14 protein-coding genes and 2 pseudogenes are annotated in these 17,564 nt (G+C 70.2%); 6 read left to right on the top strand and 10 right to left on the bottom strand.

Annotated features, from left to right (window positions below):
• Positions 1-199 precede the first annotated feature (199 nt).
• The 8 genes and pseudogenes from ABZ396_RS36310 to ABZ396_RS36275 form a co-directional block, all read right to left on the bottom strand.
• Positions 200-292: pseudogene (locus ABZ396_RS36310) on the bottom strand (fibronectin type III domain-containing protein); the annotation flags it as partial.
• Positions 293-309: 17 nt separating this feature from the next.
• The gene (locus ABZ396_RS36305; RefSeq protein WP_358921466.1) at positions 310-753 is read right to left on the bottom strand and encodes a hypothetical protein; all 444 of its coding nucleotides are present in this window, start codon (positions 751-753) and stop codon (positions 310-312) included.
• Between the two features lie 127 nt (positions 754-880).
• On the bottom strand, positions 881-2,308 hold the full coding sequence (locus ABZ396_RS36300; RefSeq protein WP_358921464.1) for an FAD-dependent oxidoreductase: 1,428 nt from the start codon (positions 2,306-2,308) through the stop codon (positions 881-883).
• 25 nt (positions 2,309-2,333) lie between these two features.
• Positions 2,334-3,134 (bottom strand): ABC transporter permease, encoded by an 801-nt coding sequence (locus tag ABZ396_RS36295; protein WP_358921462.1) that lies wholly within the window; start codon positions 3,132-3,134, stop codon positions 2,334-2,336.
• Positions 3,135-4,064: an ABC transporter permease gene (locus ABZ396_RS36290; RefSeq protein WP_358921460.1), complete on the bottom strand. Its 930-nt coding sequence runs from the start codon at positions 4,062-4,064 to the stop codon at positions 3,135-3,137.
• Positions 4,064-5,224 (bottom strand): ABC transporter ATP-binding protein, encoded by a 1,161-nt coding sequence (locus tag ABZ396_RS36285; RefSeq protein ID WP_358921458.1) that lies wholly within the window; start codon positions 5,222-5,224, stop codon positions 4,064-4,066. The genes ABZ396_RS36290 and ABZ396_RS36285 overlap by 1 nt, the downstream gene beginning before the upstream one ends.
• 7 nt (positions 5,225-5,231) lie before the next feature.
• Positions 5,232-6,467, bottom strand: a complete 1,236-nt coding sequence (locus ABZ396_RS36280; protein ID WP_358921457.1) for a spermidine/putrescine ABC transporter substrate-binding protein — start codon at positions 6,465-6,467, stop codon at positions 5,232-5,234.
• A 50-nt stretch (positions 6,468-6,517) separates the two neighbouring features.
• Positions 6,518-8,053 carry a gamma-aminobutyraldehyde dehydrogenase gene (locus ABZ396_RS36275; RefSeq protein WP_358921455.1) on the bottom strand — a complete coding sequence of 512 codons (1,536 nt, stop codon included), beginning with the start codon at positions 8,051-8,053 and terminating at the stop codon, positions 6,518-6,520.
• A gap of 208 nt (positions 8,054-8,261) precedes the next feature.
• On the opposite strand from ABZ396_RS36275, the gene ABZ396_RS36270 reads away from it, so the two are divergent.
• Entirely contained in the window at positions 8,262-8,825 is a 564-nt protein-coding gene (locus tag ABZ396_RS36270; RefSeq protein WP_358921453.1) for an NADAR family protein, read from the top strand.
• Between the two features lie 207 nt (positions 8,826-9,032).
• Here the strand turns inward: ABZ396_RS36270 and ABZ396_RS36265 are convergent, their stop codons facing one another.
• Positions 9,033-9,752, bottom strand: coding sequence for a DUF4190 domain-containing protein (locus tag ABZ396_RS36265; protein WP_358921451.1), 720 nt, complete (start codon positions 9,750-9,752; stop codon positions 9,033-9,035).
• 134 nt (positions 9,753-9,886) lie between these two features.
• Between ABZ396_RS36265 and ABZ396_RS36260 the strand changes: the two are divergent.
• Positions 9,887-11,037, top strand: a pseudogene (locus ABZ396_RS36260) (adenosine deaminase).
• A 108-nt stretch (positions 11,038-11,145) separates the two neighbouring features.
• On the top strand, positions 11,146-11,841 hold the full coding sequence (locus tag ABZ396_RS36255) for a glycerophosphodiester phosphodiesterase (RefSeq protein WP_358921450.1): 696 nt from the start codon (positions 11,146-11,148) through the stop codon (positions 11,839-11,841).
• Here ABZ396_RS36255 and ABZ396_RS36250 read toward each other — a convergent pair.
• On the bottom strand, positions 11,823-13,499 hold the full coding sequence (locus ABZ396_RS36250) for a sigma-70 family RNA polymerase sigma factor (protein WP_358921449.1): 1,677 nt from the start codon (positions 13,497-13,499) through the stop codon (positions 11,823-11,825). The two genes, ABZ396_RS36255 and ABZ396_RS36250, sit on opposite strands and share 19 nt — an antisense overlap.
• Positions 13,500-13,752: 253 nt before the next feature.
• Here ABZ396_RS36250 and ABZ396_RS36245 point away from each other — a divergent pair, with 253 nt between their 5' ends.
• The 3 genes from ABZ396_RS36245 (at position 13,753) to ABZ396_RS36235 (ending at position 17,510) form a co-directional block, all read left to right on the top strand.
• Entirely contained in the window at positions 13,753-14,460 is a 708-nt protein-coding gene (locus ABZ396_RS36245; RefSeq protein WP_358921472.1) for a response regulator transcription factor, read from the top strand.
• Positions 14,461-14,747: 287 nt separating this feature from the next.
• Positions 14,748-16,451 (top strand): NAD-dependent malic enzyme, encoded by a 1,704-nt coding sequence (locus tag ABZ396_RS36240; protein ID WP_358921447.1) that lies wholly within the window; start codon positions 14,748-14,750, stop codon positions 16,449-16,451.
• A 132-nt stretch (positions 16,452-16,583) separates the two neighbouring features.
• Positions 16,584-17,510 (top strand): LysR family transcriptional regulator, encoded by a 927-nt coding sequence (locus ABZ396_RS36235; protein ID WP_358921445.1) that lies wholly within the window; start codon positions 16,584-16,586, stop codon positions 17,508-17,510.
• Positions 17,511-17,564 lie beyond the last annotated feature (54 nt).

Genomic DNA, 17,564 nt, shown 5'->3' with positions numbered 1-17,564 from the left:
CTGCTCTACCAGAGGTCCCGTCCTCGTACCGGCCCAAGCCCCAAGTCCCGCCCAACTTGACCATCTCGCCTGCGGCTTAACTACGCGGCATTGGCGCTAAAGCGCCGGGCTTGCGCAACGGGCACCACTGGCGGTGATGCTGCGTTCGCGTCCAGCCCCGCCCCGCTGACGCGGTGGTGGGGCGGGGGCCGTTGACTGGGCCGGAGTCGTTCACGGCGGTGACCTGGAAGCTGTACGCCGTCGACGGGGACAGGCCGGTCACGGTGGCCTAGGTCCCGGTCGCCGTCTGGACTCCGCACGCCACGGCGCTCAGCCGTCGGCCAAGCCGGCGGCAGCCTCGTGTATGGCCAGCTCCAGCAGCGCCGGATCGGTCAGCGTGCCCGAGCCGTCCGGCGCCACCAGCCAGCGCACTCCCTGGGTCGACCGGCCGGGATACGGCACGACGATCCAGGTTCCGGCGCCCGCGGTGCGGATACCGGTGCCGAGCCATCGGGCGGCCGTGCCGGGCGGCACGAAGAAACCCACCCGGTTGTCCCCGAAGTCGACCAGGACAGGCCCTGGTTGGTCGAGGACGCGGGTGAGCACATCGAGGGTGGGGTAGCCGAGGTCGCCCGGCAGGATCAGTACGTCCCAGGCCTTGCCTGCGGGCAGCAGCGCGACCCCCAGGGGATTGCGCTCCCATTCCCAGCGGCATGCCTCGGGGTCAGGTGCGACGGATGCCAGCCATTCGACCGCCGTCTTCGCCCCAGTCATCAGAAGACCTCCCAGTCCCACTCGTGGACGCGGGTGTCGCGTCACGGGGAGAGAGGGAGGTCCTCCGGCGGCATTACGCGGGTTTCGCCACCTCATTGGGGTGAACCTGGATCACACACCCGAAGGATCAGCTGTCGAAGCCCAGTCCCAGCCGGTCCATCGCCTTCAGCCACAGGTTGCGGCGGCCCCCGTGGGCGTCGGCGCGGGCCAGGGACCACTTGGTGAGGGCGATACCCGTCCAGGCGAAGGGTTCGGGCGGGAACGGCAGCGGCTTCCTGCGGACCATCTCCAGGCGGGTGCGCTCGGTCTCCTCGCCGGCCAGCAGGTCCAGCATCACATCGGCGCCGAAGCGGGTGGCACCGACACCGAGGCCGGTGTAGCCCGCCGCGTACGCCACCTTCCCCTGGTGCGCGGTGCCGAAGAACGCCGAGAAGCGGGAGCAGGTGTCGATCGCGCCGCCCCACGCGTGCGTGAAGCGGATGCCCTCCAGCTGCGGGAAGCAGGTGAAGAAGTGCCCGGCGAGCTTGGCGTAGGTCTCCGGGCGGTCGTCGTACTCGGCGCGGACCCGGCCGCCGTAGTGGTGGATCGCGTCGTAGCCGCCCCAGAGGATGCGGTTGTCCGCCGACAGCCGGAAGTAGTGGAACTGGTTGGCCGAGCCGCCGAGGCCCTGCCGGTTCTTCCAGCCGATCGCGCCGAGCTGCTCGGCGGTGAGCGGCTCGCTCATCAGGGCGTAGTCGTAGACCGGGACGGTGTAGGCGCGGACCCGCTTCACCAGGTTCGGGAAGATGTTGGTGCCGAGCGCGACCCGCCGGGCGCGGACCGAGCCGTACGGGGTGCGGACGGCCATGCCGGCGCCGTACGCCTTCAGGTCGAGGGCGGGCGTGTGCTCGTAGACTCGGACACCCAGGGCGAGGCAGGCCTGCTTGAGGCCCCAGGCGAGCTTGGCCGGGTTCAGCATGGCCACGCCCCGGCGGTCCCACAGGCCCGCCTCGAAGGTGGGTGAATTGACCTGCTCGCGCACGGCGTCGGCGTCGAGGAACTCGATGCCGTCCGCGAGGCCCTTCCGCTCCAGTTCCCTGTGCCAGTCGCGCAGTTCCCACGCCTGGTAGGTCTCGGTGGCGACGTCGATCTCGCCGGTGCGCTCGAACTCGCAGTCGATGCCGTGCCGGGCGACCGCGGCCTCGATCTCGTCGAGATTGCGCCGGCCCAGCTCCTGCAGCCGGTGGAACTCGCCGGGCCAGCGGGCGAGCCCGTTGGCCGGCCCGTGGGTGAGGGATGCGGCGCAGAAGCCGCCGTTGCGGCCGGAGGCGGCCCAGCCCACCTCACGGCCTTCCAGCAGGACCACTTCGCGTCCGGGGTCGCGCTCCTTGGCGTTGAGCGCGGTCCACAGTCCGCTGTATCCGCCGCCGACGACCAGCAGGTCGCAGGTGTCGGCGCCGGTGAGCGCGGGCCCGGGGTGGGGCTTGCCGGGGTCTTCGAGCCAGTACGGGACCGGCTGTGCTTCGGAAAGAGACTTGGTCCAATCTGCCTGACGGCTCATGGCGCTTGGGGCCATGATTTTCAGCTCCCTACAGAGTTCTCTATGCCTTTTGCCGGTTGCGGCGGTTGGTGATGAGCATCGATACCAGCACGAGCGCTACGGCGACCAGGAACATGGCCGTACCGATGACATTGATCTGGACGGGCGTGCCGCGCTGTGCCGAACCCCAGACGAACATGGGGAAGGTGACGGTGGAGCCCGCGTTGAAATTGGTGATGATGAAATCGTCGAAGGAGAGCGCGAAGGACAGCAGCGCGCCCGCCGCGATTCCGGGGGCAGCGATGGGGAGGGTGACCCTGAGGAACGTCTGCACCGGACCGGCGTAGAGGTCCCGGGCCGCCTCCTCCAGGCGCGGGTCCATCGACATCACGCGCGCCTTGACCGCGGTGACGACGAAGCTGAGGCAGAACATGATGTGGGCGATCAGGATCGTGTAGAAGCCGAGTTGGGCGCCCATGTTCAGGAAGAGGGTGAGCAGCGAGGCCGCCATGACGACCTCGGGCATCGCCATCGGCAGGAAGATCAGCGAGTTCACGGCGCCGCGGGCGCGGAAGCGGTAGCGGACCAGCGCGAACGCGATCATCGTGCCGAGGAGCGTGGCGCCGACCGTCGCCCAGATGGCGATCTGGAGGCTGATGGAGAGCGAGCCGCACATGTCGGCGACCCCGCACGGCTGCTTCCAGGCGTCGAGCGAGAACTGCTGCCATGCGTAATTGAAGCGCCCCTTCGGTTTGTTGAAGGAGAACACCGTGACGATGATGTTGGGCAGCAGCAGATAACCGAGGGTCAGCAGTCCCGCGATGACGACGAGACGCTTCTTGAACCAGTTGACGAAGGGCATTTAGACCAGATCCTCCGTCCCGGACCGGCGAATGTAGATCGTGACCATGAGCAGGATCGCCGCCATGAGGATGAAGGAGAGCGCGGCGGCCGTCGGGTAGTCGAGGATCCGCAGGAACTGCGTCTGGATCACGTTTCCGATCATGCGGGTGTCGGTCGAGCCGAGGAGTTCGGCGTTGACGTAGTCACCGGCCGCCGGGATGAAGGTCAGCAGCGTGCCGGAGACCACACCCGGCATCGACAGCGGGAAGGTGACCTTCCGGAAGGTCGTGAAGGGCTTGGCGTACAGGTCGCCGGCCGCCTCGTGCAGCCGTCCGTCGATCCGCTCCAGCGAGGTGTAGAGCGGCAGGATCATGAAAGGCAGGAAGTTGTACGTCAGTCCGCACACCACCGCCAGCGGAGTGGCGAGCACCCGGTCACCGGCTGTCCAGCCGACGAAGTTGGTGAGGTCCAGGATGTGCAGCGAGTTCAGTACGTGCACGACCGGGCCGTTGTCGGCGAGGATCGTCTTCCAGGCCAGGGTGCGGATCAGGAAGCTGGTGAAGAACGGCGCGATCACCAGGATCATGATCAGGTTCCGCCAGCGTCCCGCGCGGAAGGCGATCAGGTAGGCCAGCGGGTAGCCGAGCACCAGACACAGCACGGTGGCCGCGGCCGCGTAGAAGACGGACCGCAGGAACTGCGGCCAGTACTCGCTCAGCGCGTCCCAGTAGGTCGCGAAGTGCCAGGTGACCTTGTAGCCCTCTTCCAGGGAACCCGTCTGGACGGACGTGGACGCCTGGTAGATCATCGGCAGCGCGAAGAAGACGATCAGCCAGAGAATGCCGGGCAGCAGCAGCCAGTACGGGGTGAACCGGCCCCGCTTGCGCGGGGGTTTCTTCGCGGGTTCGGCCTGCGCCAGGGGTGGCGGCGCCTCGGAGAGCGTGGCCATCAGGCGGCCTCCTCCTCGGTGCCGGCGGAGCCGACTGTCCCAGCAAGCAGGGACTGGGCGGCGTCGAGACCGAAGGTGTGGGCCGGGCTCCAGTGCAGCACGACATCGGCGCCCGGGACGAGCCGGCCGTCGCGCTCGACGTTCTGCACGTACACCGCGAACTCGGGGCAGACCGCGCTGTCGATGACGTACTGCGTGGAGACGCCGATGAAACTCGCGTCGGCGATCTTGCCGGTGATCCGGTTGCGCCCCTCGGGGATCGAGCCGGCGTCGTCGGCGTGGGTGAGGGAGATCTTCTCGGGCCGGATGCCCACGAGCACCTTGCCGCCCGCCCCGGTCGGTGCCGAACATCGCGCCTTGGGCAGCACCAGCTTGCCGTCGCCGGCCTTCAGCACGATGTCGTCGCCGTTCTCCGTGTCGACCTCGGCCTCGATCAGGTTCGACGTCCCGAGGAAGTTGGCGACGAAGGTCGTGTTCGGGTTCTCGTACAGATCGGCCGGCGAACCGAGCTGCTCCACCCGCCCGGCGTTCATCACGGCGACCGTGTCGGCCATGGTCATGGCCTCCTCCTGGTCGTGTGTGACATGGACGAAGGTGATGCCGACCTCGGTCTGGATCCGCTTGAGCTCCAGCTGCATCTGACGGCGCAGCTTGAGGTCGAGGGCGCCGAGCGGCTCGTCGAGGAGCAGCACCTTGGGGTGGTTGATGAGCGCGCGGGCCACCGCGACCCGCTGCTGCTGACCGCCGGAGAGCTGGTGGGGCTTCTTCCTCGCCTGCTCCCCGAGCTGCACCAGGTCGAGCATGTCCTCGACCTGCTTCTTCACGCTCTTGATGCCACGCCGGCGCAGACCGAAGGCGATGTTCTCGAAGATGTCGAGGTGCGGGAAGAGGGCGTACGACTGGAAGACCGTGTTCACCGGCCGCTTGTGCGGCGGCAGATGGGTCACGTCCTGGTCGCCGAGGTGCACGGTGCCGCTGGTCGGCTCCTCCAGCCCCGCGATCATGCGCAGGGTGGTGGTCTTGCCGCACCCGGAGGCACCGAGCAGGGCGAAGAAGGAGCCCTGCGGCACGGTCAGGTCCATCGGCTGTACAGCGGTGAAGGCTCCATAGGTCTTGCCGATGCCGGAGAGGCGGACGTCGCCGCTGCTGTCTGTCGTCATGGTGTCGTCACGCCCCTGTGAGCTTCGCGAACTTCTGCTGGTAGGCCGTCTCTTCCTTCGAGCTCAGCGAGCGGAAGGCATGGGACCTGGCCTGCATGGCCTTGTCGGGAACGATCAGCGGGTTGTCCGCCGCCGACTTGTCGATCTTGGCGAGGTACGGCTGCACGTCCGCGACCGGACTGACGTAGTTGATGTAGGCGGCGAGTTCGGCGGCAGGCTCGGGCTCGTAGTAGAAGTCCATGAGCCGCTCGGCGTTCGTCTTGTGGCGCGCCTTGTTGGGGATCAGCATGTTGTCGGTCGACGTCATATAGCCGCTGTCCGGGATGACATAGGCGACGTCCGGGTTGTCAGCCTGGAGCTGCACGATGTCGCCGGCCCAGGCGACACAGGCGGCCAGGTCGCCCTTGCTGAGGTCCGAGGTGTAGTCGTTGCCGGTGAAGCGGCGGACCTGGCCCTTGTCGACGGCCTTCTGCAGACGGGCGATCACCGCGTCGTAGTCGTCGCCGGTGAACTTCGCCGGGTCCTTGCCCATGTCGAGCATGGTCATGCCGACGGTGTCGCGCATCTCGGTCAGCAGGCCGACCCGGCCCTTGAGCGCGGGGTTGTCGAGCAGGTCGGAGACCGACTTCACCTCCACGCCGTTGAGCGCCTTCTTGTTGAAGGCGACGACCGTCGAGATGCCCTGCCAGGGGTACGAGTAGGCCCGGCCCGGGTCCCAGTCGGGGCTGCGGAACTGGTCCGACAGGTTGGCGAAGGCGTGCGGCAGGTTCGACGCGTCCAGTTTCTGGACGTAGCCGAGCCGGATCATGCGGGCGGCCAGCCAGTCGGTGAGGACGATCAGGTCACGGCCGGTGTCCTGGCCGGCGGCGAGCTGCGGCTGGATCTTGCCGAAGAACTCGTCGTTGTCGTTGATGTCCTCGGTGTACTTCACCGTGATACCGCTCCGCCTGCGGAACGCGTCCAGCGTCGGACGGTTCTTCCCGCTGTCGTCCACGTCGACGTACTCGGGCCAGTTGGAGAAGTTGACCACCTTCTCCTGGGCCGAGTGGTCGTCGGCGGAGACACCGCCCTGGGATTTGCCGGCCGCGGGGATTCCGCAGGCGCTCAACGCCCCGACGCCGCCCACCGCGAGCGCACCGCCCAGCAGCGAACGGCGGGCCAGGGCGGCCCGGCCGGTGCGGAGGCCGCGCCGCATGGCGGCCACTTCGACCGGGGTCGGGCGGTCGGGCTCGTACTGCCTCATGCGCTTGATGCCCTTTCGGGAAGGGGGCCGTGATGAGCGGCCGGATCTGACTATCGGTCCCCGAAGATCGTGCGGTGCCAGTCCTTCCGCGCCACCGCCGTATTGTCGAACATTACGTGCTTGACCTGCGTGTATTCCTCGAACGAGTACGCCGACATGTCCTTGCCGAAGCCGGACGCCTTGTAGCCGCCGTGCGGCATCTCGCTGATGATCGGAATGTGGTCGTTGACCCACACACACCCCGCCTTGATCTCGCGGGTCGCGCGGTTCGCCCGGTAGACGCTGCCGCTCCACGCGGAGGCGGCCAGACCGTACGGGGTGTCGTTGGCCAGCCGGATGCCCTCATCATCACTGTCGAACGGGAGAACGACCAGAACGGGACCGAAGATCTCGGACTGGACGATCTCACTGTCCTGCGGCGCGTCGGCGATCAGCGTGGGCCGGTAGTACGCACCGCTCTTGAGCTCGTCCTGCGGCGGCTCACCGCCGGTCACGACGCGCGCGTAGCCGCGGGCCCGTTCGACGAACCCGGCGACCCGGTCCCGCTGGGCGTGCGAGATCAGCGGCCCGAGGTCGGTACCCGGAGCGAACGGGTCCCCCAGCCGTACGGTCTCCATCAGGGCGGCCGTCTGCTCGACGAAGGCGTCGTAGAGGGGTCGCTGCACATAAGCGCGCGTGGCGGCGGTGCAGTCCTGCCCGGTGTTGATCAGCGCCCCGGCGACGGCCCCGTGCACGGCCGCCTCCAGGTCCGCGTCGTCGAACACGACGAACGGCGCCTTGCCGCCGAGTTCGAGATGCAGCCGCTTCACGGTCGCCGTCGCGATCTCCGCCACCCGCTGTCCGACACCGGTGGAGCCGGTGAAGGAGGTCATGGCGACGTCGGGGTGCCCGACGAGGTGCTCACCGGCCTCCCTCCCGGTCCCGGTGACGATGTTGATGACACCGTCGGGGACACCGGCGACGGTCGCCGCCTCGGCGAACAGCAGCGAGGTCAGCGGGGTGAGCTCGGCGGGCTTGAGCACGATGGTGTTACCGGCGGCGACAGCCGGAAGGATCTTCCACGCGGCCATCTGGAGGGGGTAGTTCCAGGGCGCGATCGACCCGACGACACCGATGGGTTCGCGGCGGATGTACGACGTGTGGTCACCGGAGTACTCACCGGCCGCCTGCCCCTGGAGGTGCCGGGCCGCGCCCGCGAAGAACGCGGTGTTGTCGATGGTCCCCGGCACGTCGAACTCACGCGTCAGCTTGAGCGGCTTGCCGCACTGGAGGGACTCGGCACGGGCGAATTCCTCCGCGCGGTCGGCGAGCACGGCGGCGAACCGGTGCAGCGCGTCCGACCGCTCGCCGGGGGTCGCCCCGGCCCAGCCGGGAAAGGCGTCCCGCGCGGCGGCGACGGCCCGGTCGACGTCCTCCGTCCCGGCCAGCTCGTATGTGTACACGTCCGCGCCGGTGGCCGGGTCGACGACGGCGTGCGTACGGCCCGACGTGCCCTTGGTGAACCGTCCCGCGATGTACTGCGCGCCGCCCGCGAGCCGCTCCTGCGCGGGGAAGGTTTCCGGGGTGGCGGTGCCCGGGTCGTCCATGTCGCTTCTCCTCCGCCGTCACCCCGCTCGAGAGGCGGGTGGCGTAGCTCCAGCTCGAATTGACTGCCGATCCTGACAGAGCGGATGGCGTCCAACAAGTGATTCCGTTGTTGCCATTTGGTTACGCGACGGAATCTGTCGACCAGATGTCGAGTCGGGACGGAAAAGGTGGGACGGAGTGTCAGTGGTGCCTGCCAGACTCGCATGCATGGCGAAGATCGATTCTGTGGAAGCCCTGATCAGGGCGGTCCAGGCGGGGGCCAGGATCAAGTACCTGCACTTCTGGGGACACCGGCCGACGCGGGACGGGCAGCTGTCCGCGAGCTGCCTGAGCCAGTGGTGGCCGTCACGCTTCGTGGTCGACGGTGTGGAGTACGCGACCGCCGAGCACTGGATGATGGCAGGAAAGGCCCGGCTGTTCGGGGACGCCGACGCGGAGAGCCGGGTGCTGGCGGCCGCGCATCCCGCCGAGGCGAAGAAGGCGGGCCGGCTGGTCCGGAACTTCGACGAGGCGATATGGGAGCGGGAGCGCCTCGGGATCGTGGTGCGCGGCAGTGTCCACAAGTTCGCGGCCGACTCGGGCCCGCGGGAGTTCCTGCTCGGGACCGGTGACCGGGTGCTGGTGGAGGCGAGCCCGATGGACCGGGTGTGGGGGATCGGCTTGGCGGCGACGGATGAGGGGGCGGAGGATCCGGCGCGGTGGAGGGGGCTGAACTTGCTGGGGTTCGCGTTGATGGAGGCGCGGGAGCGGCTGCGGGTGGCCGGGGCGTAGGCCCGGTGGGGGAGCTGGTCCCATCTGAAGGAGCGATGCTTCTGCCCGGCAGGGACTGCTCCCGCCCCAAGGGGCGCGGGGCTGTATTGAATCTGCGGCTACCGCCGGGTGGGCGCGACCGGTCCGCACCCGCCCGCACCCGCCCGCACCCGCCCGCACCGGCCCGCACCCGGAACTGCCGGCCCGCACCCGGAACTGCCGGCCGTCCTATTGGGTCGCGGCCACCACAAGCAGCACGATGAACGCGGCGGCAAGCACCAGCCCGGCCGAACCGCAGATGATCCCGGCCAGTGCCTGCCCACCGTTCGTGGCCTCCCCCCGCCTGACCCGCGCCCGGCCGATCGACCCGAAGACGATGGCCAGCACCCCCATCACCAGCGCGACCGGCCACGCACAGAACCCGACCGCACTGATGATCCCGGTGACGAGACTCGCCGTGCCCAGCCCGTTGTTGGGCATCGGCTGCATACCGGGCCAGCCGCCGTACTGCCCGGGCCCACCCGGGTACGGCGGAAACGGCTGCCCGGGGTAGCCATACCCCGGACCCGGCCCCGACACGGGCGCCGGTGCCCCCGGGTAGCCGTACGGAACCTGACCCGGGCCGTCCGGAGCCATCGGCGGCGGAGGCACAGCCGCGCTCTGCGGATACGGCGGCGCAGGCGGGGCGTACGGACTGGGCGACGCGTGCGCCCCCGGCGCCGCAAAGGGGTTCGCCTTCGCAGCCGGAGGCGTGTCCGACGGAGCCGCATAGGGGTTGTCCCAGCCCTGGGGGGTCACGTCGGCGTCCGCACCCGGCATCGCCGCGACCGTCCGCTGGTCATGGACCGACGGCGGCACCGGCGCCTCCGCCCCGGCCCCCGCCCCTTCCCCCGCGTCGGCCGTCTTGTCCAGCCGTATCTTCGGAGCCTCAGGCGCCTCGTCAGTCATCCCGCGGTGTCCCCTCTCCCGCCACACACCCGCACGCTCCCGCACGCACGCACGCCGCCGTCATGCTCATGCATGCCGCCGTCATGCTAAGGCCCTTCCACCTCGAACGCCGGTCCGGCCTACGATGACCCCGAATCACCGATCAGCCGATCACCGCGCAAGGGGCCAGCTCACGGCCGCACCACCGCCGAAGGCGGCCCCGCGCCGTTCCGGGGAGGAACCCTTGACCGACCGTCACGCCGAACCCGCCGCCCTCCGCGACGTGCACGCCTTCATCGCCGGGCTGCCCAAGGCCGAACTGCACGTCCACCACGTCGGCTCCGCCTCCCCCCGCATCGTGTCGGAACTGGCCGCCCGGCACCCCGACTCCAGGGTTCCCACCGACCCCAAGGCCCTGGTCGACTACTTCACGTTCACGGACTTCGCCCACTTCATCGAGGTCTATCTCTCGGTCGTCGACCTGATCCGCACGCCCGAGGACGTCCGGCTGCTCACCTATGAGGTGGCCCGCGAGCTGGCCCGCCAGCAGGTGCGCTACGCCGAGCTGACCATCACCCCCTACTCGTCCACCCGGCGCGGGATAGACGCACGGGCCTTCATGGACGCGATCGAGGACGCGCGGAAGGCGGCGGAGGCCGAGTTCGGGACGGTGCTGCGCTGGTGCTTCGACATCCCGGGCGAGGCGGGCCTGGAGGCCGCCGAGGAGACGGTACGGCTCGCGACCGACGACCGGATCCGCCCGGAGGGCCTGGTCTCCTTCGGACTCGGCGGACCCGAGATCGGCGTGCCCCGGCCACAGTTCAAGCCGTACTTCGACCGCGCCGTCGCGGCGGGCCTGCGCTCCGTCCCGCACGCCGGTGAGACCACCGGGCCCGGGACGGTCTGGGACGCCCTCGTCGAACTGCACGCCGAGCGCATCGGCCACGGCACCAGTTCCGCGCAGGACCCGAAGCTCCTCGCCCATCTCGCCGAGCACCGCATCGCGCTGGAGGTGTGCCCGACCTCCAACATCGCCACGCGCGCGGTCCGCACCCTCGAAGAGCACCCGATCAAGGACTTCGTGGACGCGGGCGTGCTGGTCACGGTCAACTCCGACGACCCGCCGATGTTCGGCACCGACCTGAACAACGAGTACGCGGTCGCCGCCCGTCTCCTCGGCCTCGACGAGCGCGGCATCGCCGACCTCGCCAAGAACGCGGTGGAGGCGTCCTTCCTGGACCAGGCGGGCAAGGCGAGGATCTCGGCGGAGATCGACGCCCACACCAAGGCGTGGCTCGCGCCCTGAAACCCGGCGGGCCCTGACGGTACTCCCGGGCCGTGGAAACCTCTGCGGGTCCTGAAGAAGGGACCCGGGCCCTGAAGAACAGCCGCGGGGCCCTGACAACATGGGCTCATGCAGACCGTGACCGCCGTGGCCCACCGCGGCGACCCCTACCGCTTCCGCGAGAACACCTCGGCCTCCCTGCGTTCCGCGCTCCAACGGGGCGCGGACGCGGTGGAGATCGACGTACGCCTGACGCGTGACGGCGTCCCCGTCCTCCTGCACGACGAGACCCTCAACCGCCTCTGGGAACACGACCGCCCGCTGAGCGCGCTGTCGGCGGACGAGGTGCGCGGCCTCACGGCGGGCGGCGTACCGACGCTCGCGGAGGCGCTGGCGGCGACGGAGGACAGCCGGGTCATGATCGACCTGCCGGGCGACCCGAGCGAGCGGGCGGTGGCCAGGATCGTGGCCGTGGCCCGGGAGTGCGGCGCGACGGACCGCGTCTACTACACCGGCGACGCCTCGGCGATGCTGGCGGTACGGGCGGCGGACGCGACGGCGGAGATCGCCCTGACCCGCAAGACGCTGGCACCCACGCGCCCCGCGCTCCTGGACGTGATCCGCCCCCATTACCTCAACTACCGCTTCACCCTCCTCGACCACGCCCTGACCGAGTACGTCCACCGCAGCGGCTACCTGGTCTCGTGCTGGACCCCGGACACCCGCCGCTCGATGCGCCGCCTGCTGGACACGGGCGTCGACTCCATCACCACGAACAGGGTGGACGTGCTCGACTCGCTACGGCGCTACACGGCCGACCGCTGAGCGACCGTCGCCGGATCGCTCGGCGTCTCCCGCGTCACATACTGCGGAACCGGAGCCGAGTCCTTCCCGTTGTCCCGAACCAGCCCGTACCGAACGGCCCCGTCGGGAGGCCCGTACCGGACGTCCTTCTCCACCGCGTCCCAGGTCGACGGGAAGACGCTCACCCCGTAGTCCGCCCCCCGCTCGTTCACCGTGAACGTCACCCTCCCGACGACGTAGAAGTACTCGTTCTGCCACATCTGCTGGGCTCCGGCCGGCAGGACGGCGTAGCCGGTGGCCGAGCTGCCCATGCCGGTGGAGGAGGCGTCGGTGCTGCTGATGCGGTCGTCCATCCGGCGACCGCCGCCCGACGCCACATGGAACAGCCTGCCCTTCAGGCCGGTCCAGCTCGGCATGACGAGGTTGCCGGCCCGGGACAGCGGAGCGATCTGCCAGCGGACGAGGACGTAGCCCCGGCCGGTCAGCGTCACCTTGTCCCCGCGGTGGTTCAGCACGGTGTGCGCCCCGCCCGTGCTGGTGATCCCCGTCTCCGGCCGGTGCGGGAGCGTGCCGGGCTCGGTGTCCGGGGCCGGCGCCTGGTCCACCGCGTCGACGACCGAGCCGTACCGGTCGGCGCCCGCCGACGGGGACGGCGACGCGGAGGGCGAGGCCGACGAGGACGGCGTGGGAGTGGCCGCCTGGGTCGGTGTCCGCGCGCCGCTGCTCGCCGCCGTGGGCGCGACGGCCGTACGCGGTGCCGGATGATCCGGGGTCGGTACGACGACGTAGGCGCCGCCCGCCACGATCGTCGCCCCCGCCGTGACCGCCACCGCGGGCTTGGTCAGCGCGCCCAGCACCTTCGCCGACCACCCGGCCGTGGTCGCCGCGGCCACCGTCTTGCCACCGAGGGCCAGCGACAGCGTGAAGCCCACCGGCACCGGCACCAGCGCGATCCCGACCAGCAGCCGTTCCGCCGGTACGACGGAGTCGCGGGCGTCGCCGCAGTAGCCGCAGCCCCGGATGTGCCGGGCCAGCCGCTTGCGCCAGACGGAGTCGGGCCGCCCGTCCCAACGGGCGGTCAGCTCACGCAGCGCGGGACAGGCCCCGTCCAGCGCGCGCACGATGCCCCGTGAGACCTCCAGCCGTTCCTTCATCCGCTGCACGCGGACGGCGGCGTGCTGCCGGCTGATGCCGACGGCCGCCGCCAGCTCGCGCCGGGTGAGTTCGCCCGAGACCTCCAGCCACCACAGGGACACCAGCTGCCGGTCCTCGGGGTCCAGCCAGCGCACCGCCTCCGCGACCTCCCGCCGCTGACCCTCCAACTGCAGGCGCAGCACGGTGAGTTCGGCGAAGTCGGCGGTGCCGTCCGGGACGCCCTCGTCCAGCTTCCGCTCCTGTCTGCGGCGGGCCCGGTCCCGTATCTGCCGCATGGCGATGGCCACCAGCCAGGACCGGAAGCTGTCCGGGTCGCGGAGGGCGCCGAGGTTGTCGACGGCGCGCAGCATGGTCTCCTGGACGACGTCGTCGACGTCGGCGTGGCCGTTGAGGGCGCGGCCGACCACGTTGTAGACCAACGGCAGCCAGCCCTCGACCAGTTCGTCCAGCGCACGCCGGTCGCCCGCCTGCGCGGCCGCGATGGTGGCGCGCCACTGCCGCGACACGTGCACGTCCGTCCTCATGACCGCACCTTCTCAGCCGGGGCGGTGACCTTGGCAATGTCGGGAATCACAGTCTGGAGACGGAGTGCGGGGGTCCGGGATAACACTTTCTTCCGCCCGGCCCCCCGGTCGTACTGGCCCTCGACCAAGGGAGCGGAGCCAAGGGAGCAGAACCGAGTGAGCAGGCCCACTCTCCCGAGGCGGCGGATCCAGGCGTAGCATGTGAACGAAACAGTTTCGTTCACGGAACGGACCTCGCATGGAGAAGACAGGCATGGTCTCCGTACTCGTCGTCAACGACCAATCGCTCCAGCGCCTCGCCCTGCGCATGCTCCTCGCCGCCGAGCCCGGCCTGACGGTCGCCGGGGAGGCGACGGACGGCGACGACGCGATCCGTGCGAGCGCCGCGCTCCGCCCCGACGTCGTCCTCATGGACAGCCGCCTGTCCGGAGCGGACGGCATCGAGACCATCCGGCGCATCACCCGCCCCGGCCGCCGGACGACCCGCGCCCCCGGGTTCCCCGGCGCCGGCGAGGAGGCCTCCGCCCCCCGGGTCCTGGTGCTGACCGCCGCCGACCGGCAGGCGGAGGCCGGAGCCGCACTGCGCGCGGGCGCCGGCGGCTTCCTGCTCGACGACGCCGACCCGGCCGAACTGACCGCGGCCATCCGGGTGGTGGCCGCCGGGGACGCCGTCATCACGCCCGGTCTGACCCGCGCGCTCATCGACGCCGTCCGCCAGCAGCACACCGTCCGCCCCCTCCCCCGCACATCGGGGCTCGGCGCCCTCACCGAACGCGAGCGCGACGTCCTGGTCGCCGTGGCCTCCGGCTGGTCCAACGCCGAGATCGCACAGTGGCTGTCCATCGCCCCGACCACCGTGAAGACCCACGTGAGCAACGTCCTCGCGAAGATCGGCGCCCGCGCCCGTGTGCAGGCGGTGACCTTCGCCTACGAGTCGGGACTCATCCGGCCGGCGGCCTAGGTGTGTCCGCCCGGTGTCGCCTTCGATGCTGACAGGACCGAAGACATAGGTGTCATGCCTCATTGGCCTGCAAGAAATGCATTCAGGTAATGAGCAGGCTCGTTATCTGCGAGCCACGTCATGGCACGTCGGCCGGTCAACCGCCCAGGATGCGTAAAACACGCAGGTGACCCACAAAGCATGTCCGACGCTCATGGATTGCCGCCATTCCAGGTATTGGACGTATGCGAGCCGACGGCCGAGGCTTGCAGACATCACGGATTCCCGGAAACCACGAGGAGTCGATCATGAGGACCCAGTGGAATGCCGAGGAAGGGCACATCGAGACGACCGCCCGTGGGCGTGCCGTACTCTCCCAGCCTCGCCTCAACCGTGGCACCGCCTTCACCCGGGAGGAACGGCAGTCGCTGGGCCTGGTCGGTCTCGTGCCGCCGGCGGTGCTGACCCTGGAGCAGCAGGCCGAGCGGGCGTACCAGCAGTACGCGGCGCAGCCCACCGATCTGGCCAAGAACGTCAACCTCACCGCGCTGCACGACCGCAACCAGGTGCTGTTCTACCGGCTGCTCAGCGACCACCTCGACGAGATGCTGCCCATCGTCTACACACCGACCGTCGGCAAGGCGATCCAGCGCTACAGCTACGAGTACCGGCGTCCAGCCGGCGTGTACCTGTCGGTGGACGCGCCGGAGGAGATCGAGGGCGCGCTCACCGCCTCCGGCCTGGGCCCGGACGACGTCGACCTGATCGTCGCCACGGACGGCGAGGCGATCCTCGGCATCGGCGACTGGGGCGTGGGCGGCATCGACATCTCGGTGGGCAAGCTCGCCGTCTACACCGCCGCCGCCGGCATCGACCCGGACCGCACTCTGGCGGTCATGCTGGACGTCGGCACCAACCGCCAGGAACTTCTGGAGAGCCCGCTCTACCTCGGCAACCGGCACCGACGGGTGGACCGGGAGACGTACGACGCCTTCATCGACGCCTACGTCACCACCGCCCGCCGGCTCTTTCCGAACGCCCTGCTGCACTGGGAGGACTTCGGCCCTGCCAACGCCCGCCGCATCCTGGACCGTTACCGCCCGCACGAGTTCACCTTCAACGACGACGTCCAGGGCACCGGTGCCGTCAACCTCGCCGCCGTGCTGTCCGGGGTGAAGGCCAGCGGGATCCCGCTGCGCGACCACCGCGTGGTGATCTTCGGCGCGGGCACCGCCGGCATCGGCATCGCCGACCAGCTGCGCGACGCCATGGTCGCCGACGGACTGAGCGCCGACGAGGCCACCGCCCGCATCTTCGGCGTCGACCGCTACGGCCTGCTCACCGAGGACCAGGAGGGCCTGCGCGACTTCCAGGTCCGCTACGCCCGCCCGGCCGCCGAGGTCGCCGACTGGCACCGGGACGAGAAGGTGGGCGGTATCGCGCTGGCCGAGGTCGTGGAGCGGGTGCGGCCGACGGTCCTGATCGGCACCTCCGGCCAGGGCGGCGCCTTCACCGAGGACATCGTCCGTACGATGGCCGCGCACGCCGAGCGGCCGATCATCCTGCCGATGTCCAACCCGACGGACCTTGCCGAGGCCGTCCCCGCCGACCTGCTGGCCTGGACCGACGGCCGCGCCCTGATCGCCACCGGCAGCCCGTTCCGCCCGGTCGAGCAGGACGGGGTCCGGTACGCGATCGGGCAGGCCAACAACGCGCTGATCTTCCCTGGCCTCGGTCTCGGCGCGATCGTCGCGCGGGCCACCCGGGTCACCGACGGCATGCTGGTGGCCTCCGCGCACGCCGTCGCCGGCCAGACCGATGCCACCGGCCCCGGAGCGCCGATCCTGCCCCTCACCGACCAGCTGCGCGAGACGTCGGCGGCCGTGGCAGTCGCGGTGGCCCGTGCCGCGGCGGCCGACGGGGTGGCCCGCGCGACGGTGGACGACTCCATCGAGGACCGGGTCAGGGCCGCGATGTGGCAGCCGGTGTACCCGCCCATCAAGGCCGTCTGAGCCGCCGGGACTTCACGCGGCGACCGAGTGGCACACCGGCCACCACGCACCGGCCGCGCGCCGCCCCACACTCCCCCGTCATGCTCACAGGGCCTGAATACGGCCTGTCCGATGCGGTGGGAGAATAGGATCATGGATCTCCAGGTACTGCGCTCCTTCCAGGCCGTGGCCGAGGGCGTGACCGTCACCGAGGCAGCGGCCGCCGCGCACATCACCCAGCCCGCCCTCTCCCGGGCCCTGAACCGGCTGGAGAGCGAGGTCGGCGCGGAGCTCTTCCAGCGGGTCGGGCGGGTCCTGCGGCTCACCCCGGCCGGCCGGGTGTTCAAGGAGTACGTCGACACCGTCCTCGACAGCTACGACCGGGGGCGACGGGCCGTGGCCGAGGTCGTCGACCCCGACACAGGCGTGGTGTCGCTGGCGTTTCTGCACACCCTGGGTACCTGGCTCGTACCGAGACTGGTCACCGGTTTCCGGCAGCGCTTCGCCGCCGTCCGGTTCGAACTGCACCAGGCGGACGAGAACGGTCTCACCCAGCATCTCCTGGACTCCACCGCGGACCTGATCATCACCGGCAAGGATCCCGGCCACCCGCTGATCACCTGGCGGCGGCTCCTGGTCGAGCCCCTCTGGCTGGCCGTCCCCGCCCGCCACCGGCTCGCGCAGCGCCGACGGGTGCGGCTGGCCGAGGTGGCCGACGAGCAGTTCATCGTGCTCAAGCCCGGCTACGGCCTGCGCAGCGTCACCGAGACCCTGTGCCGCCAGGCCGGGTTCAGCCCCCTCGTGGGCTTCGAGGGCGAGGAGGTGGAGACCCTGCGCGGACTGGTCGCGTCCGGCCTCGGCGTCTCCCTGATCCCGGCGGCTCCGGACGCCACCGCGGTTCCCGACACCAACTCGGACCTCCCCATCCGCTACCTCAGACTCACCGACGTCCGGGCGGCCCGGGACATCGGCGTGGCCTGTCTGGGCTCCCGTGCCCTGCCCCCGGCCGCCCGGCGCTTCATCGACCACGCCCTGAACACGACGGCCGGGACGGGAGGGGTGCCCCTGCGGCACGCCTGAGCACCACATCGACTTAACACAACATGGTTGCACTAATAACGCAACCGTGTTGTG

The sequence above is a fragment of the Streptomyces sp. NPDC005866 genome (genome assembly GCF_040629895.1).
In the GTDB taxonomy this organism is placed as follows: domain Bacteria; phylum Actinomycetota; class Actinomycetes; order Streptomycetales; family Streptomycetaceae; genus Streptomyces.
This window is presented reverse-complemented; position numbering and strand designations above follow the sequence as displayed.